Raw genomic sequence first — 21,176 nt, 5'->3', positions numbered from 1 at the left:
AATAATAGCGATAATCGGAATGATACTCGTAATCGAGGTTAAAAAGAGTGACATATATACCCCTTTCTGAATTACTTAAACCTGTTCTTTAATATAGCTTTCTAGTTTTACCTTTAATAGTAAAACAAGATAGTGGACTGTTTTAGGTCGTCATTTTGGATTTCTCCCTTTTAATACCTTGCTAAGCTAGGCTGCTTCGATTCTTATCGGTAGGTAGCAAGAATTGACTATTTATATTCTGGATACCACTTCAAATCACGAACTGCTTTGGCCATATCTGTTTCCTTAGCGCGTGCAAGTCCTTGCTCTTGCGCTTTTTTAGCCACTGCTTCTGCTACTTTAATAGAAACATCTGCCACATACTTGAATGGCGGCAAGACTGGTGCTCCTGGTTGTCCTGGATTAACAATCCCACTCAATGAGTGAGCCGCTGCCCCAATCATTTCATCAGTCAAAAGGCTTGCTTCAGAGGCTAACATCCCTAGACCCAGACCTGGGTAAATCAAGGCATTATTGGCTTGACCAATCACATAGTCTACCCCTTTATAAGAAACCGTACCCGCAGGTATTCCTGTTGCGACAAAAGCTTTCCCATCTGACCATTCGATCAAATCTTTAGCACTCGCTTCTGCCAACTTGGTTGGATTTGACAAGGGGAAGATCATTGGACGTTCTGTGTTTTCACACATAGCTTCTACAATTTCTTTAGTGAAGGTGTTTGGTTGAGTTGAAGTTCCCACAAGAATTGTTGGCTTCACAGTCTTCACTACTTCAAGTAGGTCAGTCAACTTGTCTGCGTTACTAAAGTCAGCACGTTTCTTAGCAAATGGTTTTTGCTCTGGTGTCAAGTCATCCATGTCATCAAAGAGAAGACCTTGTTTATCAACCATAAAGAAACGTTTATAGGCTTCTTCTTCAGAAAGACCTTCACTCACCATTTCACGAAGAACACGAGAGGCAATTCCTGCACCCGCAGTACCACCACCATAGCAGAGATAAATTTGATCTGTTAATTTTTCGCCACTAATATCCAGTGAGCCAAAGATACCGCCCAAGGTAACAATCCCTGTGCCTTGAATATCATCGTTAAAAGTTGGAATTTGTTTCCGGTATTTCTCAAGAATATTGGCTGCATTTAAGCGACCGAAGTCTTCCCAGTGAAGGTAGAGTTTAGGAAAGAGACGCTCTGCTGTTTGAACGAATTGGTCAATGAAGTCATAGTAACGATCCCCACGGACCCGTTCATGGCGATTTCCTAAGTAATTAGGATTATTGCGGAGTTCTTCACGGTTCGTTCCTGCATCAATGACTAAAGGAAGCACCATAGAAGGATCAATCCCTGCTGCTCCAGTATAGACCATCAATTTCCCAACTGAAATATCTACCCCATTTGTTCCCCAGTCACCAATACCAAGGATTCCTTCCGCATCTGTTACAACGATAAGACGGATTTCTCGATTACCCGCCGCATTTTTCAAAGTAGCTTCAATATTTTCAGGGTGATTAATATCAAGATAGCCCGCATATTGGGGATCTACAAAGAGGTCACTATAGCCTTCAATAGTATCCGCAATGGTTGGGTCATATACAATTGGATTAAACTCTTCCAAATGTTTAGAAAATAAATAGTAGAAAAGGGTACGGTTGGTATTAAAGATTTCCATTAGGAAAAGACGTTTTTCCAAATCGCTTACTTTTGTTTGCATTTGCGCATATGTTTGGGACGCTTGTTCTTCAATAGTTTGGACGTAGGGAGGCAATAAACCAATAAGGCCTAGTTCCTTTCGTTCCTCCAAGGTAAAAGCCGTTCCTTTATTAAGGAAAGGGTTGTTTAAGATATCATGTGCCGTCATATAGGTACCTCCATTTTTTATACAATAATAATTTTTAGCAGAGTGTATTTTAGAATCCTAGGATATCCTTTCTTGCTCTTCCTAAGTAGACAGAGAGGAAAACCAACATTTTTTCCTTATCGCGATTATATCTCTACATCTAAAACCACGCTTTAAGTAAACCACGTATTATTTAGCATACATTCACCTCTCTGTGCTATAATAAGTATAAAATAGAGCTTAAAAAGAAACACCATGGAAGAACTAGCCATTCACCGTCTAGAAAAAGGGATTGTCACCTTCAAAATTCCTCCTGAGGAAGATTCAATTCTAATAGCCTTGAATCTGTCTCTGATTAGCGTGAGAACCTCTCACTAACACAAGTATCCACATGAAGATTTAACAAGTTCCTATTGATAAGCAAGCTATGATGGTAAGCATTTTTGAAAGTATCTTAGCTATTCTCTGAATTCCTTGACTTACCCGCATTGTAACTTACAAAAGACTATATAGTCAAATCGATAGCTACAGATAAAAATTTTTTATTCGACCATCACCCGATCTTGACTGATGGGTTTTTCCTAACTAAAGAAAGTGTGCTACTATGAACTTAAAAGATCTCCAATATTTTTATGACCTTTTGATTTATTCACCTGTATTCTATGAGAAAAGAAAATGGTTTAAAAAGAAAGTTTTATTTTTATGTGTACAAGGAATTTTTCTAATCATAGGTTATAAATGGTTAGAATTTATGAATCAAGAATGGTATTGGTTTCCAACTATTCAAGAATCAATGAATCCAAAGTATTATCAAGTTGTGAAAAATCATCCAGACCAACTAATCGTATTTGGAGGATATGGGACACTTGTAAATTCTCAACCGTCACTTTCAACGTTCAGAATTCGTACTAATCAAGTTGTATCTAATACAACGACACTAGGAAATTGGCAGACATTTTCTCCTCATTATCAGCAATTACTAAATAGCTATAAAATTGATGATTCCGAAAATTTATTATCTTCTTCAATTGATAACGATAATGTTATTTTCTTTTGGGCAAAAGATTCGGGTAACATGAATAGTGTCATTAAAATTATGAAGGAACATTATAATAAAAATGTGTACTTCGAAGAGGTTGAGAAAGTAACATCTGAAATGAGTATTTTTAAACTAAAAGAAGAATAAGGAGAATAAAATGCAAAAGAGAATTGGTTATATCGATATGGCAAAAGGATTAGCCATTATTTTAGTAATTATTGGACATATAACCTTTACCCCGAAAACGGGTAGAACAATCGTTTATCTATTCCACATTCCTTTATTTTTCTTTTTATCAGGCTTTACATTTTCGATAGATAAATATAAAAATTTCCGTAGTTTCTTCTGGAATAAGTTTAAAGGAATCGTTGTACCTTTTGTTTTAATGAATGTATTTGTATTTTTGGTACAACTGTTTATTTTATATCCCGACCAAGTCTTGAGTTTTAACGTAATCCATTTTACTACACAATTACTTTTTTCAGATAGATTGCATATTTATTTCCAATTATGGTTTCTAAATGTATTATTTTTATCGGAAATAGTCTGCTATTTTGTTTTAAAATATGCGCAAGAAGTGAAGATTCAAATAGCTGTTGTCGTCTGTTTAATGCTCTTAGTTTTCATAGGTCAGAAAGCTTATGAAGCAAACTGGTATTTAATTTGGAACTGGGATTTGGTTCCTGTATCATCTATTTTTGTTTTACTAGGATTTTTAACAAGAAAAAATATAGATGTAATAGAACGATTTTTAACACTTAAATTTTTACCAATTGCTATATTTATCAGTATTACAACAGGTTTGTTAAATGATAAAATGAGTGGGTTTAAAGTAGACCTTTTCTACCAGCAAATTGGGAACCATTTTTTGTTTTATATAGCAGCAATTTCAGGAATTTGGGCTACGATTACTTTATTTAAAGTCATTCCTGAAGTGGAGTGGTTTAAATCCATTGGCAAAAAGACATTAATTTACTATGGAGTACACTCACCAATTGTTCTTGTGCTTGTTGAAAAATTAGTAGCACAACTAGCTTCAAAATATACAGGTATTTTCATTAATGGATATGTTACGACAGCCTTCACAACTTTTTTAACTGTTATTGGCTGTGAAATTATTGTGAGAATATTCAAGGGAACCAATTTCCCTTTTGGAATTCAAGTTTTAGGAGAAAAAAATGAATAGAGATAACCCAATTTTATATATCGTTATTCCTTCTAGCAACTTCCTGAATCAACTCAGAAATTGTTGGATGTGCAAAAATTGTCTTATCAAGCTGATCAAGTGTTCCTTCAGCATCTTTCAAGACAATCAAGGATTGTAGAATATCAGTTGCATGTGGACCAACGATAACGGCACCTAATAGCAGGTGATAGCGTTTTTCGGACACAATTTTAACAAAACCCTTTGCTGAATTAGACGCAATGGCTCGACCATTATAAACATAAGGAAGTTGACCAACTGATATATCATATCCTTGTTGTACCGCCTCCTCTTCTGACAAGCCAAAGGAAGCAATCTCTGGCGTTGTAAAGAGCGACCGTGGAACACTTGAATTATCAACCGGTTCCTCAGCCTGACGACAAATGGCTCGAACAGCTTTGATTCCCTCGCTACTAGCAACATGAGCTAACATATATCCAGGAATTAAATCCCCAATCGCATAAACACCTGATTGAGAGGACTCGTAATAACTATCTACCTTAATAAAGCCTTTTTCAGTCAGCTCCAAACCCATCATTTGGGCTAACTCAATATTTGGCTTACGCCCTGTTGCTACAAGTAAGTTATCATAAGAGTAGGAGTTGCCATCTGCTAAAATTACAGCATTTTCTTTAACCCTATCTATGCTAACTCCCTCCAGAATGGTAATTCCAAGTTGTTCCATCTTTTCTCTTAAAATGGAACGTGCTTCGTCATCTTCAGTTGCTAAAATTGTTGGCGCAACCTCTATCACTGTCACATCCACACCAAATGGAGCCATGGCAAAAGCTAACTCAACGGAAATAATACCCCCACCAATGATAACCAAACGTTGAGGAAGTTCCTTTAAGTTGAAAAAGCTATCTGTTGTCAAATAGTTAACATCGTTAATACCAGGAATAGGAGGAATAAATGGATGACTCCCCGTCGCCAAAATAACAGACTTACCTGAGACTCTTTCACCATTAACTTGGAAGCTTTTATCAGAAATATAAGTTGCCTCACCTTCAATATAGGTGATACCTAATTGTTTAAAACTTGATTGAATACCAGACTGTAGTGTTGCTACGACTTGATCTTTGCGAGCAACAAGTTTTTGAAAATCAAGATTATCATATAAAACTGTTACTCCATGCTGAGAGGCTTCTTTAGCAGCTAATAGCCAATGAGCATGTTCAAGATAGGCTTTGGATGGGATACAGCCAACGTTCAAACAAGTGCCACCTATGGATTTTTTCTCAATGACAATTACCTTTTTACCTAAACGGGCAGCTTCTTCAGCGGCAACATAACCACCAGGACCTGCCCCTATAATGAGAATATCACATTGACTCAAAACAATACTCCTTTCTAGAATGGAAGTAGGCTGTTAGACGAACCACTTCAAGTAGGACAAAAACTCGGAGATTTTTTTGTAAGCGTTTATCTGTGCTCTGGTTATAAAACTAATACTTATGAAAGTCAAGTAATTTTACTGAAAATTGATGCTTTATTAGTGATAATATTCACAAATAATGCAAACGTTTGCCATTTTCTAGTCGATATAACGTTATTACTTATACTTTGCTGATTTTTACAGAGACTAGATAAATACAAATTTCCCACAATCATTAAATAATTTTTCAAAATGTTATAAAAACACTCTAGTGTCTACAGCTTGGATAAAACTATAGAAATCAGACTGATTTTACTATTAGAAAGAATATGTACCTGGAAATAAAAAGACATCCAAGAGATATCTCTTGAATGTCTGTAAACGTTGATATAATCGTATTGATTAACGTTTTGAGAATTGGCTAGCTTTACGAGCTTTCTTAAGACCTGGTTTCTTACGTTCAACCATACGTGGGTCACGGGTCAAGAGACCTGCAGCTTTCAGGGCTGGACGGAAGTCAGGATCAACAGTTAAGAGTGCGCGTGCGATACCGTGACGGATTGCACCGGATTGGCCGTTGAAGCCACCACCGTTAGCGTTCACCAATACGTCGTATTGACCGAGAGTTTCAGTCACTGCGAATGGTTGTTTGATTACTTCGTGTAAGTGAGGGAATGGAATGTATTCTTCCAATGTACGACCATTGACAGTGAATACACCAGTTCCGGGCACTAAACGTACACGAGCAACAGAGTTTTTACGACGACCTGTACCTAAGTATTGTGCTTTAGACAATGTGGTTCCCTCCTTAAATTAATGATTGGATGTCCAATGCTTGAGGTTGTTGAGCAGCATGGTTGTGCTCAGCACCAGCGTAGACATGTAATTTAGTGAATTGACGACGACCTAAGCGGTTGCTTGGTAACATCCCTTTGATAGATTGTTCTACCAAACGAACTGGGTTCTTTTCACGTAATTCACCAGCAGTGATTTGTTTCAAACCACCTGGGTGGCCAGTGTGACGGTAGTAGATCTTGTCGGTTGCTTTCTTACCGGTCAAGGCTACCTTATCAGCATTGACGATTACGACAAAGTCACCCGTGTCAACGTGAGGGGTGTAAGTCGGTTTGTTTTTACCACGTAAAATTGATGCCACTACAGCAGACAAACGACCCAATGGGACATCTGTTGCGTCTACAAGCACCCAGTTACGTTCAACTTCGTTTTTCTTAGCCATGTATGTTGTACGCACGATAGTTTCCTCCAATATAAATCTAGTTGTTTGACATTACTATTGAGTTTCCGGGGCTCATAGTGGGGCAAACAATACCGTTATCCATATTAACGTGATTTGCCCCAAAAGTCAATAGTATTTGCCAAATTCCTCCCCCAAAAAAGATTACAATCGCATAACAGCGAAAAAGTGGACTTAGGCCCGTCCTTACGGTAAAGTAAAGGGGACTTGAAACACGTTTTATAAGGAGAATTCACATGACACATCCTAGCTTCGACGTCCTCGTGGTCGGTGCCGGTTCCAGTGGCCTCATGGCCGCCATTAATGCCGCCAGCCAAGGGGCCCGCGTCCTCCTCCTGGAGAAGAATAAGCGACCTGGCCGCAAACTCCTGCTATCAGGCGGCGGGCGCTGTAACGTCACCAACCGGACCAGCCGCCAAGACCTGATTGCTCACATTCCCGGCAACGGTAAATTCCTCTACTCGGCTCTCAATCAATTTGACCAAGATGACATTATCGACTTCTTCCAGTCCCGGGGCGTCGCCCTCAAGGAAGAGGATCACGGCCGTATGTTCCCGGTGACTAATTCAGCCCGGACCATTCTGGATACCTTGCTGGCTGAGCTGGATGCCCTAGATGTCGCCATCTGGTATGAAGCGCCCGTTGAGCGCCTACTCCTGGACCGGGAAGCCGGCCGGGTGCGTGGTGTCCTACTGGCTAGCGGCCGAGAAGTACTGGCGCCTGCGGTGGTGCTAGCCGTGGGTGGCCGCGCCTATCCTAAGACCGGGGCCACCGGTGATGGCTACGCCTGGGCCCGGGCTGCCGGCCACACCATCGAGCGCCTTTATGCCACCGAAGCCCCGCTCTTGAGCCAGGATAGCTTCATTGTAGACAAATCCCTACAAGGCGTCTCCCTGCGCGATGTGGCAGTGACAGTTTGGGATGCGGAGGGAACTCCTTCTGCCTCTTCCCAAGCCCAAACAGCTAGTGGCGGGCCTGCCAACTCCGCCAAGGCCATCGTTACCCACCAAATGGACATGATTTTCACCCACTTTGGCTTTTCAGGCCCGGCCATCCTACGTTGTTCCGGCCACGTCAACCAGTGGCTCTTTGCTCACCCGGAGGTGGAATCCTGTCTGCTAACAGTCAACTTCCAGCCTAACCTGACGCAGGCTGAACTGAGCGCCCAAGCTGAGGCCGGCCGCGACAAACAGCTGCTTACCTTGCTCAAGCAGTGGGTACCTGAGCGCCTGGCCTTGGTCCTCTGCCAGCAATTAGGGGTAGCGCCAGAGACAGCCTTCAAGCAGCTGACCCATGCCCAGGCTGCCCAGCTCTGGGGGCTCATGACGACCTTTCCACTAAGTGCGACCGGCTCTCAACCTCTGGAAAAGGGCTTCGTGACTGGGGGCGGCGTCTCCACCAAGGAAGTCAATCCTAAGACCATGGAGTCCAAGCTGACCCAAGGCCTCTTCTTCTGTGGCGAGTTTCTGGACATTAACGGCTACACCGGTGGCTACAACATCACCGCCGCCTTCGTAACCGGCACCATCGCCGGCCAATACGCCGCCTGGAAAAGCTTCGAGCTACAAGGCTGATGATTTAATAGCCCCCTACCCGAGCTAGTGGTCCACTCTCAAAAGTAGGCCACTAGCTCACGACTTTTCACCCTAATTGTGCCATTTTCCGCAGTTTCCGTCCCAGCCAGTGGTCCACTCTTCAAAGTGGTCCACTGGCTCACGACTTTTCACCCTATTTGCGCCTTTTTCGACAGCTTCTGCCTCAGCCAGTGGTCCACTCTTCTAAGTGGACCACTAGCTCACCAAAAAGCGGCTAGGATCCAGTCCTAGCCGCTTTTTATCTTACCAATGAGTTTTCTGGCCACTGAAAATGGCTTGTAATTCGGTCAGCGTCAGGTTTTTCAACTGACTCTGAGCCGGGTTGACTACCACCACAATGCCATCCAAGGCAAAGGTAGCATGCCCGACCTGGCTAGCCTCGCTAGTAGTCAGCTCCCGTGACAGCATGCCGATATCGGCGGTGCCATCCAGAGCGGCAGTGAATCCGGCTGTCGATCCATTGGAGGTCACATTAATCTTAACGCCAGGATTGAGCTTCTCGTAACGCTCGGCTAGCTTCTCAATGACCGGCGTCAAGGAAGTCGACCCAACTAAACTCAGCTGGCCCTTGTGGCCACCCGAACTGTAGTCATAGCTGCCGGCCGCCTGCTCCTGCCAAGTCGCCTTGCTGCCGGGGCTGATATAGCCGGCGCTTTCCACCATGGCCTGCCCCTCACGCGAGAAGACGAAGGACATGAAGTCTTGACCCAGCTCGGTCAGCCCCTCTTCTTTCCAAGCCAAGTTAAAGGGCCGGGCTAGCGGATAGGATCCGTCACGCACCGCTTCAGTGCTGACCGCCACCCCATCCAAGCTCAGGGCCTGGATGCTGTCATTGAGGGAACCAAAGGAAATATAGCCAATAGCCGCCGGGTTGCCTGCCACCACCTGGAGGACCCCGCCCGTCGTATTGAGGACATCGGCTTCCACGGTGATATTGTCGTCGCCTTGGGCATCGACTACTTTAGCCAGTTCCACAAAGGCCTGGCGCGTCCCAGATCCCGCTTCCCGGCTGACCACAATAATGGGCTGGCCACTGACCGAGCTAGCAGCAGCTGCCTCTACGCCAAATGGCCCAAGGGCGCCGGCTAAAAGCCCAGTCACTAGAGTCGCTAGCGCCCACTTAAGGCGCCGGCTCCCCCATTTCTTTTGCATAAACATGATCCTACTAGCCTCCTAGTTGAGCTCGACGATTTCGCCCGTATTGAGGAAGACTACCCGCTCGCAAATGTTGGTCACATAGTCGCCAATACGCTCCAAGCTGCCTGCCACACCCAAGTAGTCAATCCCGGCTGGAATCAACTCCCGTTTACGCTCCATGCGCTCAGCTGTATCGCGGTAGACCGCCTCCAGCAATTCATCAATTTCCTCGTCCATGAGAGCCACCTTACGGGCCTTTTTAGCGTCGCGAGTGATGTAGCTATCCAAGGCGTCCGCAATCATCTTCTCGGCCACTTGCGCCATGCGGGCTAGGTAGCCCTTAACCGTCTGGCTTTCTTCGTCGTGATCTTGATTGCGCAGGGCAATAGTCCCGATGGAAACTGCATGGTCAGCAATCCGTTCCAAGTCGATGCTGACATGGAGAACGGCGAAGAGCATACGCAAGTCTTGGGCTACAGGTTGTTGCAAGGCAATAATCTTGTGAGTATCTTTTTCGATTTCAGCCGTTGTCGCGTTGATTCTCAGGTCATCACTGAAGACTTCGTGAGCTAACTCGGTGTCACTTTCGATATAGGCTTTGGTGGCCTTGTTGACTGAAGTTTCAGCCGCCTTGCCTAGGCCTAAGAGCTTGTTGTGTAAGGCTTCTAATTCTTGAACATAGTTATTACGCATAGGTCATACCTCCTCTAGATTAGCCGAAGCGGCCTGAGATGTAGTCATTGGTCCGTTGATCGTGTGGATCGGTAAAGATTTGGGCCGTGTCACCAAATTCCACCACTTCCCCTGATAGGAAGAAGGCCGTCTTGTCCGAAATGCGGGCTGCCTGTTGCATGTTGTGGGTCACAATCACGATGGCATAGCGGTCCTTGAGTTCCTGAATCAAGTCTTCGATTTTGTTGGTCGAAATAGGGTCCAGGGCTGAAGTCGGCTCGTCCATAAGTAGGACTTCAGGGTCATTAGCGATGGCTCTGGCGATACAAATCCGTTGTTGTTGCCCCCCTGACAATTCAGTGGCATTGGAATGGAGCTTGTCCTTAACCATATCCCAGATAGCCGCCCCCTTAAGGCTGTTCTCCACGATTTCATCCAGGACTTGGCTGTCCTTAATGCCGTGAGTACGTGGCCCGTAAGCGATATTGTCATAGATGGACTTAGGGAAAGGGTTAGGTTGCTGGAAAACCATGCCCACTTGCTTACGCAGTTGGGTGACATCATAGTTCTTACTATAGATATTCTTGCCGTCCAGCTCAATCAGCCCTTCTACGCGGGCGCTAGGCACCAAGTCCTGCATGCGGTTGAGGGTCTTAAGGAAGGTGGACTTGCCGCAACCTGATGGGCCGATAAAGCTGGTCACGACCTTGTCTTCTAGTTGCATATTGACGTTTTTGAGGGCATGAAAATCTCCATAATAGAGATTGAGATTGGTAACATTAAACTTGTATGGCTGAGTCATCTTAATTTCCTCCTCGGCTTAAGCGACGCCCAATGTAGCTCGAAAAGCCGTTAATTGCTAGTACTAAGAGAATAATGACGGTCCCGGTCGCGTAGGCTTCCTTAAGGTGAAGCCCTTCTGACGAGAGCACGTACATGTGTAGGGACAGGGTCCGAGAACTGGACATGAGGCTGGATGGCAGGCCGGTAGCCGACCCTAAGGTAAAGAGCAAGGCGGCCGTTTCCCCGACAATCCGCCCGACGGCCAGAATGACCCCTTGCAGGATGGCTGGCATAGCCACAGGCAGGACAACGGTGAAAATGGTCCGTAATTTGCCGGCACCTAAGGCCAAGCTCCCCATACGCAGGGAATTATCGACCTGGAGCAGACCTTCTTCCGTTGCCGAAATAATAATGGGTAGGACCATAATGACAATGGTTAGAATCCCGGCCAAGAGCGAAAACTGGAAGCGCAGGTAGATAACGAAGAAGAGCATCCCGAACAAGCCATAAACAATGGACGGCACGGCAGCCAAAGTGTCCGTAGCCAGACGAATGACTTTGACTACGCGTGATTTGCGGTCAGCGTACTCTACTAGGTAAAAGCCGGTAAAGACACCAATGGGGGTGGCAATAGCCAGCGACAGGCCGACCGTAATCAAGGTCGAAATTAAAGCGGGCGTTAAGGACATGTTGTCCGTCGTGTAGTCCCAGGCGAAGAGGCTAGGCCTTAAGGCGCCAAGCCCGTTCCAGACAATAAAACCTACAATGAAGGCTAACATGCCCAAGGTGAAGGCAGCCGAAGCATAGATCAGCCACTTAACCCAAGTAAGCTTAGACATTAGCGTTTACCCCCTTTGTTTTTAACCCGGGTGAAGAAGAGGTTAATAATCAGAATGAAGACGAAGAGGACCACGGCTGTGGCGATTAAGGCTTCCCGGTGCTGGCCGGTTGCATAGGCCATTTCCATGACGATGTTGGTCGTCAAGGTCCGAACCCCTTGGTTGAGTTCTGTTGGAATCCTTGGTTGGTTCCCCGCCACCAGGATGACGGCCATGGTTTCCCCAATGGCCCGGCCAATCCCTAGGATAATGGCTGACAAAATGCCGTTTTTAGCAGCTGGCACCACGACCGTCAGGATGGCCCGCTCGTGGGTGGTTCCTAGGCCGATGGCTCCTTGATAATAGGACTTAGGGACATTACGAATGGCTGATTCCGATAACCCGATAATAGTCGGCAGGATCATAATGCCTAGCAGGAGCGAGGCGGTCACCATGTTCATGCCCGACCGGCCCATAATCCGGAAGAAAGGCACGAAGATTTGGAGGGCGAAGAAGCCATAGACAATGGAAGGGATGGCTGCCATCAGATTAATAGCCGACTTGGCATAGCGATAGTAACGTTCAGGACAGTAGAAGACCATATAGACGGCCGTTAAAACCCCAATGGGCACCCCAATCAGGATAGCGCCTCCTGTGACAATCAGGGACCCCACAATCATGGGCAGAATGCCAAATTCAGGCTGACTGGCCGTTGGCCGCCAGTTGGTCCCGGTCAGAAATTCCCAGATTCCCTGCTGCAGAATAAAGGGCAGACCGCCGGAGAAAATAAAGTAAAAGATCAGGATAATAGATAAGACCGAGATTAATGCCGAAATCAAGAAGACATACTTCATGACGGTCTCACGTACATCACGTTGCATAGTGGTAACTCCTATAGTATTAATTCAAATATGCGAGGTCTAGACATGCTAACTCTTCTCCATTATACACAAACTTGCGCTAGCTTGCCTAGCGGGACGAAGCAAGTTGTGCTTAAGTCAGCACAAGAAAAGGACCGGAAACTACCTTCCGGTCCTTTGGCTTAGTAATAGTAATAACCTAGATCGTTCTGCTGTGGCATGACGAAGTGATAGCCTTTCTCCTTGAAGATAGGAATGAGGACATCAATGGCTTCCACCGTTGAGATGTGGGTATCGTGCATGAGGATCACTGACTTAGGTTGCAAGTGGCTCAAGACCTGCTCGATAATCATGTCCTTGTCGTGGCTCTTCCAGTCTTCGGAATCCACGTTCCAGACAATCGACGTCATAGGTTGTAGAAGGTCTACTACACGCTTACCCCCACTCCCGAATGGTAGGCGATAGAGGGTTGGCGTAACACCCGTCGCTTCTTGAATGGCTTCTTGGGCGTATTGAATTTGCTTCTTAACCCCTTCATCTGACTCCTTGGCCATGTCCGGGTGGGTATAGGTGTGGTTGCCGATTTGGTGGCCGGCATCTCGCACCTTACGGGCAATCTCAGGATACTTCTCGACGAAGCCCCCCATCATGAAGAAGGTAGCCTTCACCTGGTGCTTATCTAAGACTGCCAATAACTTCTCTGTCACTTCTGGGTTAGGACCATCGTCAAAAGTTAGACTGATTAGTTTACGGTGGTCAATGGCAGAGCCTGACAAGCCGTCTGCTAGGCTAGCACAAGACCAGAGGGCCTCAATGCTTTCCTTGGATAAGTTATCGTCGGTGGCATTTTTAGCTACTGCCTTGGCGAAGTCTTTAGCCTTATCCTTGAGTTGGTCGCTCAAGTCCTGGGCATCGGTATGGGCCTCAATCTTTTGGATATCTTGCTCGATGGCCTGAAGAATGGCCACGTTAGTATCTACCGTCGCTTGGTCGACGGTCGTCCCCAAGGACAAGTCGCTAATCGCCGCCGTCACCTTATCTTTCAAAGTAAAGACTTGATCAGCCTCCGCAATCAGTTCTTGGATGGCTTGCCCTAGGGCATCTTGCTTACCTACCTTAGTCACCGATTCATTGCCAGCCACGGTCTTAACTGTCTCAGCCGTCACACCCTCAGCTAATTTGGCCTTGTGGTTGACTTGGTTACCTTGAATGAGGGCTTGGTCGCTAGAATAGAGCTGGCTCAGGGCTTGAATGGCTTGGTAACGGGCTTCTGCTGCTTGGTAGTCCTGCATAAGTCGGTAACCAGACCAACCTCCTAAGGCTTGGACCTTAGACTTGGCCGCCTCTAACTTGCTGGTCGAGATATCTTGAGCCAAGAAGTCTCGTTGCGGACTGAGGTAGAGGTCCTGAATGGCGCTCTCGGCTGCTTGGATGCTCTGGCTTGAACCCCCACGAATAAGAGGGAAAGCCACCCAGGCCAGCACTAGCACTGCTATAGTCCCTGCTAAGAGGGTCAAGCCTGTCCAGGTTGCCCGTTTTCTCAAGGCCGCTGGGTCACTGGCAGGGCTATGACCGGGCTCTTCTGAAGGTTTAATTGGATCTTGCTTGCTTACTTGTTCTTGGTCTGACATGTCAAATCCGTCCTCTTCAACAATAATTTTTGACTTATTTTATACAAATGGTGCAACAATCCGTAAGACAGCATCCCATAGCATACCAGTCAAGGTATTACGGGTATCTGCCAGGGTGATTTGGCGAGCTTGGGCTTGAGTGGCCAGGAAGTCCGCCTTGATGGTTGGAATAACTGGATGATCGTATAACATAGCGCTCAACTCAAAGTGCAGATAAAGGGAGCGGTAGTCCAGGTTAATGGTCCCCACACTGGCCAGACGATCGTCTGCCACAAAGGTCTTGGCATGGAGGAAGCCAGGGCTGAATTCATAGATTTTAACCCCTGCTTCAATCAAGGGACGATAGTAAGAACGGGTCATGCGGAAGACCATCTTCTTGTCCGGAATCCCCGGTGTCATAAGACGCACATCCACCCCACGTCTTGCCGCCAAGGTCATAGCCGTCTGCAATTCATAGGAAATAACCAGATATGGCGTATAGATATAGACATAATCCTGGGCAATATTGAGCATATCACGATAGACATTCTCACCTAGAGGCTCATTGTCCAAAGGCGTGTCGCCATATACTTGGACAAAGCCCTGAGAAGGATCGGCTAGTGTTAACGCCCGCTCCGCTAGGGTGTCATCTTTGAAGGTTTCATAGTTAATGTCCTTCTTAGGATAGAAGGCATTCCACATATCTAGGAAGAGCGTGGCCAGACTCCAAACACCCGGCCCCTCCAGACGAATCAGATTATCCTTCCAATAGCCAAAACGTTCGATTTCATTAATATATTCATCGGCTAGGTTCATACCACCTGTAAAGCCCACTTTGCCGTCGACGACCACAATTTTACGGTGGTCACGGTTGTTAACGGCCAGCGAAATCACCGGCGTAAAGGGATTAAACTGCAGGCACTTAATACCAATGGCCTCCATTTGCGCGACAAAGTCACTAGGCAGGGTGGTCAAGCAACCAAAGTCATCATAAATCACCCGAACCTCCACGCCTTGGTCAGCCTTTTGCGCTAAGACTTCGAAGACCTGATCCATGAAGAGGCCTGGATTCATAATGAAAAATTCAAGCAATATATAGCGTTCCGCCGACCGCAAAGCCTCCAAAAGAGGCTCCAAGGCCAACTCACCCGCGGCGTAGTAATCCACTTGGGTGTCACCATAGACCGGTAAATTAGAGGTCTGTTCTATATAATAGCTGAGGCTGGCCAGCCGGGAGTCCTGCTCTAACAAGTGAGGATATGCCCCTGACACAGCTTGGCCGTAATCTTTGGCCACCTGATTGGCTACCTGGGCTGCCATGTGTCGGCTAGGCCGCTTGTTACCGAAGAGGGCATAGAAGAGCCCACCGAAGATAGGCAAAAGGCCCATTAAGATAATCCAGCTCATACGATAGGCCGGGTTCTCATTCTTACGAATCAGGTATAAGGTCATAATAACAGTAAAGACCCGTAGCAAGGCATCCAGTACCAAGGAGTAATCGATGATGTTGAGAAAGACCGTGGCAAACCAGACTAACTGAATCAGAATCAGAAGGGTCGTTACCAGGGCCCGCCCAGTAGTAAAACGACCGCGGAGTTTTTTAATCACGGTCCCCCTCCTCTGTTGCCTTGCTAGCAAAGTAGTCAGCCTCGACCGCCTCCCAATGCAGGCGCTCCTCCTGACCTAAGGTTCGGATAATACGGGCTGGGTTGCCTGCTGCTAGCACATCAGCCGGTAGGTCCTTGGTCACGATCGAACCTGAAGCCACGACCGTGCGAGGCCCAATCGTCACGCCAGGATTGACCACCACATTGCCACCTAGCCAGCACTCATCGCCAATGGTGATGGGCTTAGCCAGTTCAATCACGCGGTTGCGGACCCCAGCATCCAAGGGATGAGTCGCCGTATAGAGACTGACCCGAGGCCCAAACATGACATTGCGACCAATAGTAATCGGCGCCACGTCCAACATAATACAATCAAAGTTGGCATAGAAATACTCGCCCACTGAGATATTGCAACCATAGTCCACATAGAAGGGAGACTCAATATGACAACGCTGGCCAATTGCCGCGAAGGTATCTTTGAGAATCTGATAACGAGCTTCCTTTTCCGTCCGCGACAAGGCGTTATAGCCTTCCATTGCCAACCGCCCCTTGAGGCCCAATTGACGCAACTCCATGTCTGATGGATCATAAGCTTGCCCAGAAATCATTCGTTCATATTCGCGCATAGTAGTATCCCCCTTCTTAAGCTACTCCCTTCTATTATACCCGATGACGCCCCTTTGAAACAACTCTAAATACCAAAAATGTGCGCTTAAATGCACACTTTTACCCCTCTCTCACCATAGAAAAAAGGGCTGGAAGTTACCTTCCAACCCTCTTAATTTTTTAGCTTATTTACCGAAAGCTTCTAAGTAACGTGCCACCACGTTTTCTACTGTGAAGCCGAATTGAGCCATAACTTGGTCAGCTGGACCTGATGCCCCGAAGCCATCAATCCCCACCGTGACGCCGTCTAAGCCGACATATTTTTGCCAACCGAAGGTTGAGGCCATTTCAAGAGACAGACGGTTGCGAACGGCATTTGGCAAGACAGATTCCTTGTAAGCTGCATCTTGCTCGTCGAAGCGGTTGAAGGCTGGGAAGGATACAACGGATACATCCACACCGTGTTCTTCACGTAATTTAGCTTGAGCTGCAACCGCTAAGGCTACTTCAGAACCAGAAGCCAGGAGTAAACCAGCAGGCACTTGACCTTGAGCTGGAGATACCACGTAAGCCCCTTTACGTACGCCTTCTTCTGCCAAGGACTGGCTATTAGCCAAGACTGGCAGGTTTTGACGCGTTAAGACTAACATACTTGGACGAGTTTGTTCTTCTAACGCAACCTTCCAAGCAACATAAGTCTCGTTAACGTCTGCTGGACGGAAGACGTTGAGGTTAGGTAAGGCACGGAAAGCAGCCAATTGTTCAATTGGTTCGTGGGTTGGGCCGTCTTCCCCAACTGCGATTGAGTCATGTGTCATGACATAGATTACTGGCAATTGAGATAAAGCAGCCAAACGTACGGCAGCCTTGAGGTAGTCAGTGAAGACGAAGAAGGTCCCACCGTAAATCTTAGAACCACCATGGAGGGCTACCCCGTTCATGGCAGCCGCCATGCCAAATTCACGTACCCCAAACCAGATGTTGCGGCCTGCGTAGTTATCAGGCATGAAGTCTTGCTCTTGGCTGTTCATAGTCTTGTTAGAACCAGATAAGTCAGCAGAGCCACCCCATAGGAAAGGCACGCCTTGGCCTAAGGCTTGAATGGCCTTGAAGCTTGAGTTACGGCTTGCGTCAGCCGCTGTTTCTGGACCAACTAGTTTCAGGCCCGCATCATAGCCTTCAGGCAATTTGCCTTGGAAGGCAGCCACTAAGGCAGCAGCCTTTTCAGGGTGAGTAGCCTTGTAAGCTTCGAATAACTGGTTCCAAGCCTCATTGGCTTTGGCACCACGCGCTTGAACTTTCTCAGCGAAGAGTTGTGCGGCTTCTTCTGGCACAGTGAAGGCAGGGTAGTTCCAGCCGTATTTAGCCTTGGTTGCTGCCCAATCTTCTGAGCCTAAAGGTGCCCCGTGAACCTTAGCAGTCCCTTCGTTCTTAGAACCGAAGCCGATCACGGTCTTGATTTCGATAATCGTTGGTTGGCTAGTGTGAGCCTTAGCTGCTTCAATGGCAGCGGAAATAGCATTCAAGTCGTTACCGTCTTCCACGCGGAGATAGTGCCAGCCTTGTGCTTCAAAACGGTCTTTAACATTTTCTACGAAGGCTTGAGATAGGTCCCCGTCCAAGGAAATATCGTTAGAATCGTAGAGCACTACTAATTTACCTAATTGGAGCTTACCGGCTAAGGAGCAGGCTTCATAGGCTACCCCTTCCATTAAGTCCCCGTCACCACAGAGGGCATAGGTGTAGTGGTCGATCACTGGGAAGTCAGGCGTGTTGTAAGTCGCGCCTAAGTGGGCTTCAGCCATGGCCATGCCGACAGCTGTCGCAATCCCTTGACCTAAAGGACCAGAAGTCGCTTCTACCCCATGCGTGTGACCCACTTCTGGGTGACCAGGGGTCTTGCTGCCTAATTGGCGGAAGTTCTTCAAGTCATCAATGCTTACATCAAAGCCAGCGGTATGCAACAGGCTGTATAGTAAGGCTGAACCGTGGCCTGCACTGAGGATAAAACGGTCGCGGTTGAGCCAGTCAGAATCCTTAGCGTTAACATTCAAGTGGCCTGCCCACAAGGCATAAGCCATCGGTGCCGCCCCCATTGGTAAACCTGGGTGACCTGAATTAGCAGCCTCAATTTGGTCTACACTCAGGGTCCGTAAGGTATTGACGGCGAGTAAGTCTTTTTCATTAAACATGCGCATATCTCCTTTGCTTTGTTGCTTGCCTTTATTGTAACACGAATCGGTCGAAAATCGAACAAATTAAATGTTCGAATGCTCAAAAATCAATCGATTAACACCTGCCAACGCTCACCCGCCTGATAAGCCTCGTGGCAGAGTGCGATTTGTTGGTAGGAGCTTTTGGCTTCAAAGAGTTCCGGCAAGTCATCCGGAGCGAAAAATTCCGCTGCCTGGGTCTCGACATTGGCCTGGAAGTTTTGGGACTGGTAGTCACACTCGATGAAGCACTTGAGAATAGTGAAGGGATTATGACCTGGATTATGCAGATTACGGTCTTGAATCATAACCAGACGCTTAGCCTGACCGACGACACCGGCCTCCTCCCAAAGTTCCTTGAGAGCATTAGAAGTCAAAGTCTCCGTCACATCCATCCAGCCACCCGGCAAGGCCCAGCGTCCGTCGGCTTCCTGAACTAGCAGTATCTTTCCGTCGCGCCAGACCACCGCTCGGGTATCGACCTTAGGCGTCTGATAGCCATATTCGCCATCAAAGCCTAGGTCCAGCTGCTCCCGGGTCAAATTAGACCTTTGGGCAATCAGTTGCTTGGCGATGACTTGAATCCGCTCATAGCGCTCGGTGTCGAAGACATCCTTAGAATAGAAGACACCTGCCAAGCCAATGGCAATGAGTTCCTTTAACAAGACCAGTTCATCCATACACCTTCTCCTCCCTCTCTACGAAAAAAGAGGCCCCAAGGGCCTCAGGGTCTTGCAAGATTAGAATGAACCGTCGTCTTGCAAACCCCGAAGAAGTTCTTGGAAGGCTTCTTCAGAATCAACTACGTGGAAGGATGTGCTGCAGCACCCTACGCCACAATGACCATCCGCATGGTCTTGTGCGGCCAATTCTTCGTCTTCGATGTTTTCGATTTCTAATGGATTATCTTTTACCATAATACCGCCTCCGGTTGCTTTTGATAACGCTATTATACCAAATTTATCAGGCCTTGTATAGAGACACGCTTAATCCAAACTAGCCAGGCCCAATCAAAAAGGGACAGGAAGTCACCTTCCTGCCCCTGAGTCTTATTTTCTAAATTTGGCTTCCATGCGATAAATACGGTGACCACGCGAAGAGAATTTCTCCTCATATTCAGTCATGACATTATCAGGGAAGTCCGACTGGTGCAAGTCTAACCAGACCTGTTTGAAGTAGAGCCCATACTGGGACATGCTAGCCAAGGAATACTCGAAAAGGCCTTGGTTGTCGGTCTTGAAGTGAATCTCCCCTTCTGGCACCAAAATCTCTTGGTATTGAGCCAGAAAATCAGGCGAGGTCAGACGACGCTTGGCATGTTTTTTCTTAGGCCAAGGATCGCTGAAGTTGAGGTAGACCAAGGATACTTCACCTGGCGCGAAGTACTGGTTGAGATTGCGGCCATCAGCGTGAAGAATCTGCAAGTTAGGCAAATCTTCCCGAATTTGATGTTCCAAGACCGTCACGATGACACTGGTTTGAATTTCAATACTGATGTAGTTAATTTCAGGATGGCGCTTAGCCATTTCCACGATAAAGCGTCCCTTACCAGAACCGACTTCGATATGAATAGGCTGTTCCTTGGCGAAACGGGTCTGCCACTGGCCACGGAGTGTCTCCGCTTGCTGAGGCACATACTGAGGATGGGCATCCAGCTTTTCCTGGGCCCAAGGTTTATGACGTAATCTCATAACTTAGAAAAACTCCTTTGGTTGATGGGCGAGGCGACGCTTATCAGCTTGCGCCCCTTGGTAGATAGACTTCAAGAGTAGCACCAACTCGTTCATGCGGTCGAAGCGATTCTCCTGGTAATAGTGTTTGATAATGAGCAGACAGTTAATCTGGCTATACCACTGGACCCGTTTGTAGGTGGTGGCATCAAAGCGCAGGCCATAGGTCTTCAGCCATTGAGTCCAGTCGCTTGGCCGGTAATACTCACAGAGTAAACGGCTGAGGTCACTAAGCGGATCGGCAATGCGGACATTCTCCCAGTCTACTAGGTAGAGCTGGCCATCTTCTGCTTCCAAGAAATTAAGGTGATGCAAGTCCCCATGGCAGACACAGTAGTTAACATTATAGAAGTCGTCATCCAAGGCATCTTCCAGAGAATGAATGACTTCATTGAAAAAATGATGTTGACAAAGCGCTGCTGGCAGATCTTTGAGATAGAGGGCAATAAAGTCCAAGGGATAGAAGAGTTGGTCTTCACTGCGTTTAAGCATCATGAGCAGGTAGTCGGATTGATGAATGGAACGGATTAATTGAATAACCTTTTCTTGGCCCATGTCTTCTCGACTAAGGAGTCGGCCATCCTTCCATTCTTGGGCCACTAGGAGATCTCCTGAATAGGTCCGCTGGGTCCACATGAGCTTAGGGGTAATCCCTTGGGCTGACAAGGCCGCCAAGAAAGGTGAGGAGTTGCGCTTGAAGAAGACGCGTTCGTTATTCTTAACACCCATATAGGCGTCGCCACTAGCGCCCCCGATGGGGGTCATTTGCCAGTCCTGTTCTTGTCCACCGCGCATCTAGGCGCCTCCTCTCTCATAAGCATACAGTCCATTTTACCATGG

At 46.9% G+C, this 21,176-nt stretch carries 20 protein-coding genes; 3 read left to right on the top strand and 17 right to left on the bottom strand.

Features of this window, described 5'->3' with window-relative positions:
* Positions 1-227 precede the first annotated feature (227 nt).
* Positions 228-1,853 (bottom strand): malolactic enzyme, encoded by a 1,626-nt coding sequence (locus RWO08_RS04335; RefSeq protein ID WP_314211304.1) that lies wholly within the window; start codon positions 1,851-1,853, stop codon positions 228-230.
* A gap of 583 nt (positions 1,854-2,436) precedes the next feature.
* On the opposite strand from RWO08_RS04335, the gene RWO08_RS04330 reads away from it, so the two are divergent.
* Together RWO08_RS04330 and RWO08_RS04325 are read left to right on the top strand one after the other, a co-directional pair.
* Positions 2,437-3,018 (top strand): hypothetical protein, encoded by a 582-nt coding sequence (locus RWO08_RS04330; RefSeq protein WP_314211303.1) that lies wholly within the window; start codon positions 2,437-2,439, stop codon positions 3,016-3,018.
* Positions 3,019-3,028: 10 nt separating this feature from the next.
* Positions 3,029-4,057, top strand: coding sequence for an acyltransferase family protein (locus RWO08_RS04325; protein ID WP_314211302.1), 1,029 nt, complete (start codon positions 3,029-3,031; stop codon positions 4,055-4,057).
* A gap of 13 nt (positions 4,058-4,070) precedes the next feature.
* Here RWO08_RS04325 and lpdA read toward each other — a convergent pair whose 3' ends face one another.
* From lpdA to rplM, 3 genes are all read right to left on the bottom strand, one after another.
* Positions 4,071-5,411, bottom strand: coding sequence for a dihydrolipoyl dehydrogenase (lpdA, locus tag RWO08_RS04320; RefSeq protein ID WP_314211301.1), 1,341 nt, complete (start codon positions 5,409-5,411; stop codon positions 4,071-4,073).
* 441 nt (positions 5,412-5,852) lie between these two features.
* Positions 5,853-6,245: a 30S ribosomal protein S9 gene (gene rpsI, locus RWO08_RS04315; protein ID WP_035363993.1), complete on the bottom strand. Its 393-nt coding sequence runs from the start codon at positions 6,243-6,245 to the stop codon at positions 5,853-5,855.
* A gap of 13 nt (positions 6,246-6,258) precedes the next feature.
* Positions 6,259-6,702, bottom strand: a complete 444-nt coding sequence (gene rplM, locus RWO08_RS04310; RefSeq protein WP_083316312.1) for a 50S ribosomal protein L13 — start codon at positions 6,700-6,702, stop codon at positions 6,259-6,261.
* A gap of 239 nt (positions 6,703-6,941) precedes the next feature.
* Between rplM and RWO08_RS04305 the strand changes: the two genes are divergently transcribed.
* Positions 6,942-8,279 (top strand): NAD(P)/FAD-dependent oxidoreductase, encoded by a 1,338-nt coding sequence (locus RWO08_RS04305; RefSeq protein ID WP_314211300.1) that lies wholly within the window; start codon positions 6,942-6,944, stop codon positions 8,277-8,279.
* 264 nt (positions 8,280-8,543) lie between these two features.
* On the opposite strand, the gene RWO08_RS04300 is transcribed toward RWO08_RS04305, so the two are convergent.
* The 13 genes from RWO08_RS04300 to RWO08_RS04240 form a co-directional block, all read right to left on the bottom strand.
* Entirely contained in the window at positions 8,544-9,458 is a 915-nt protein-coding gene (locus tag RWO08_RS04300) for a substrate-binding domain-containing protein (RefSeq protein ID WP_314211299.1), read from the bottom strand.
* A gap of 15 nt (positions 9,459-9,473) precedes the next feature.
* Positions 9,474-10,130, bottom strand: a complete 657-nt coding sequence (gene phoU / locus RWO08_RS04295) for a phosphate signaling complex protein PhoU (protein WP_291430401.1) — start codon at positions 10,128-10,130, stop codon at positions 9,474-9,476.
* A 19-nt stretch (positions 10,131-10,149) separates the two neighbouring features.
* Entirely contained in the window at positions 10,150-10,911 is a 762-nt protein-coding gene (gene pstB, locus RWO08_RS04290) for a phosphate ABC transporter ATP-binding protein PstB (protein ID WP_070756364.1), read from the bottom strand.
* Between the two features lies 1 nt (position 10,912).
* Positions 10,913-11,731, bottom strand: coding sequence for a phosphate ABC transporter permease PstA (gene pstA / locus RWO08_RS04285; protein ID WP_314211298.1), 819 nt, complete (start codon positions 11,729-11,731; stop codon positions 10,913-10,915).
* Complete coding sequence (pstC, locus tag RWO08_RS04280) at positions 11,731-12,591, bottom strand: phosphate ABC transporter permease subunit PstC (RefSeq protein ID WP_314211297.1); 861 nt, start codon at positions 12,589-12,591, stop codon at positions 11,731-11,733. Before pstC ends, pstA begins: the two co-directional genes overlap by 1 nt.
* A gap of 161 nt (positions 12,592-12,752) precedes the next feature.
* Positions 12,753-14,201 (bottom strand): cell division site-positioning protein MapZ family protein, encoded by a 1,449-nt coding sequence (locus tag RWO08_RS04275; RefSeq protein ID WP_314211296.1) that lies wholly within the window; start codon positions 14,199-14,201, stop codon positions 12,753-12,755.
* Between the two features lie 39 nt (positions 14,202-14,240).
* Positions 14,241-15,788: a cardiolipin synthase gene (gene cls / locus RWO08_RS04270; RefSeq protein ID WP_314211295.1), complete on the bottom strand. Its 1,548-nt coding sequence runs from the start codon at positions 15,786-15,788 to the stop codon at positions 14,241-14,243.
* Positions 15,781-16,413 (bottom strand): sugar O-acetyltransferase, encoded by a 633-nt coding sequence (locus RWO08_RS04265; RefSeq protein WP_314211294.1) that lies wholly within the window; start codon positions 16,411-16,413, stop codon positions 15,781-15,783. The genes cls and RWO08_RS04265 overlap by 8 nt, the downstream gene beginning before the upstream one ends.
* Before the next feature lie 165 nt (positions 16,414-16,578).
* The gene (tkt, locus tag RWO08_RS04260) at positions 16,579-18,585 is read right to left on the bottom strand and encodes a transketolase (RefSeq protein WP_314211293.1); all 2,007 of its coding nucleotides are present in this window, start codon (positions 18,583-18,585) and stop codon (positions 16,579-16,581) included.
* An 89-nt stretch (positions 18,586-18,674) separates the two neighbouring features.
* Positions 18,675-19,286, bottom strand: coding sequence for an NUDIX hydrolase N-terminal domain-containing protein (locus RWO08_RS04255; protein WP_314211292.1), 612 nt, complete (start codon positions 19,284-19,286; stop codon positions 18,675-18,677).
* A 60-nt stretch (positions 19,287-19,346) separates the two neighbouring features.
* Positions 19,347-19,523, bottom strand: a complete 177-nt coding sequence (locus tag RWO08_RS04250; RefSeq protein WP_303823519.1) for a hypothetical protein — start codon at positions 19,521-19,523, stop codon at positions 19,347-19,349.
* A gap of 132 nt (positions 19,524-19,655) precedes the next feature.
* Positions 19,656-20,297 (bottom strand): tRNA (guanosine(46)-N7)-methyltransferase TrmB, encoded by a 642-nt coding sequence (gene trmB / locus RWO08_RS04245; protein ID WP_303886842.1) that lies wholly within the window; start codon positions 20,295-20,297, stop codon positions 19,656-19,658.
* 3 nt (positions 20,298-20,300) lie between these two features.
* Entirely contained in the window at positions 20,301-21,131 is an 831-nt protein-coding gene (locus tag RWO08_RS04240) for a phosphotransferase family protein (RefSeq protein ID WP_291430387.1), read from the bottom strand.
* Positions 21,132-21,176: the final 45 nt, after the last annotated feature.

It is taken from the genome of uncultured Abiotrophia sp. (genome assembly GCF_963520105.1).
GTDB lineage: Bacteria > Bacillota > Bacilli > Lactobacillales > Aerococcaceae > Abiotrophia.
This window is presented reverse-complemented; position numbering and strand designations above follow the sequence as displayed.

Excerpts from the sequence above, each read along its gene's own strand:
- pstC (WP_314211297.1), bottom strand. The coding sequence starts at position 12,591 with ATGCAACGTGATGTACGTGAGACCGTCATGAAGTATGTCTTCTTGATT.
- RWO08_RS04240 (WP_291430387.1), bottom strand. The coding sequence starts at position 21,131 with ATGCGCGGTGGACAAGAACAGGACTGGCAAATGACCCCCATCGGGGGC.
- RWO08_RS04305 (WP_314211300.1), top strand. The coding sequence starts at position 6,942 with ATGACACATCCTAGCTTCGACGTCCTCGTGGTCGGTGCCGGTTCCAGT.
- RWO08_RS04330 (WP_314211303.1), top strand. The coding sequence starts at position 2,437 with ATGAACTTAAAAGATCTCCAATATTTTTATGACCTTTTGATTTATTCA.
- tkt (WP_314211293.1), bottom strand. The coding sequence starts at position 18,585 with ATGTTTAATGAAAAAGACTTACTCGCCGTCAATACCTTACGGACCCTG.
- pstA (WP_314211298.1), bottom strand. The coding sequence starts at position 11,731 with ATGTCTAAGCTTACTTGGGTTAAGTGGCTGATCTATGCTTCGGCTGCC.
- trmB (WP_303886842.1), bottom strand. The coding sequence starts at position 20,297 with ATGAGATTACGTCATAAACCTTGGGCCCAGGAAAAGCTGGATGCCCAT.
- RWO08_RS04325 (WP_314211302.1), top strand. The coding sequence starts at position 3,029 with ATGCAAAAGAGAATTGGTTATATCGATATGGCAAAAGGATTAGCCATT.
- RWO08_RS04255 (WP_314211292.1), bottom strand. The coding sequence starts at position 19,286 with ATGGATGAACTGGTCTTGTTAAAGGAACTCATTGCCATTGGCTTGGCA.
- RWO08_RS04265 (WP_314211294.1), bottom strand. The coding sequence starts at position 16,413 with ATGCGCGAATATGAACGAATGATTTCTGGGCAAGCTTATGATCCATCA.
- RWO08_RS04300 (WP_314211299.1), bottom strand. The coding sequence starts at position 9,458 with ATGTTTATGCAAAAGAAATGGGGGAGCCGGCGCCTTAAGTGGGCGCTA.
- phoU (WP_291430401.1), bottom strand. The coding sequence starts at position 10,130 with ATGCGTAATAACTATGTTCAAGAATTAGAAGCCTTACACAACAAGCTC.
- RWO08_RS04250 (WP_303823519.1), bottom strand. The coding sequence starts at position 19,523 with ATGGTAAAAGATAATCCATTAGAAATCGAAAACATCGAAGACGAAGAA.
- pstB (WP_070756364.1), bottom strand. The coding sequence starts at position 10,911 with ATGACTCAGCCATACAAGTTTAATGTTACCAATCTCAATCTCTATTAT.
- RWO08_RS04275 (WP_314211296.1), bottom strand. The coding sequence starts at position 14,201 with ATGTCAGACCAAGAACAAGTAAGCAAGCAAGATCCAATTAAACCTTCA.
- RWO08_RS04335 (WP_314211304.1), bottom strand. The coding sequence starts at position 1,853 with ATGACGGCACATGATATCTTAAACAACCCTTTCCTTAATAAAGGAACG.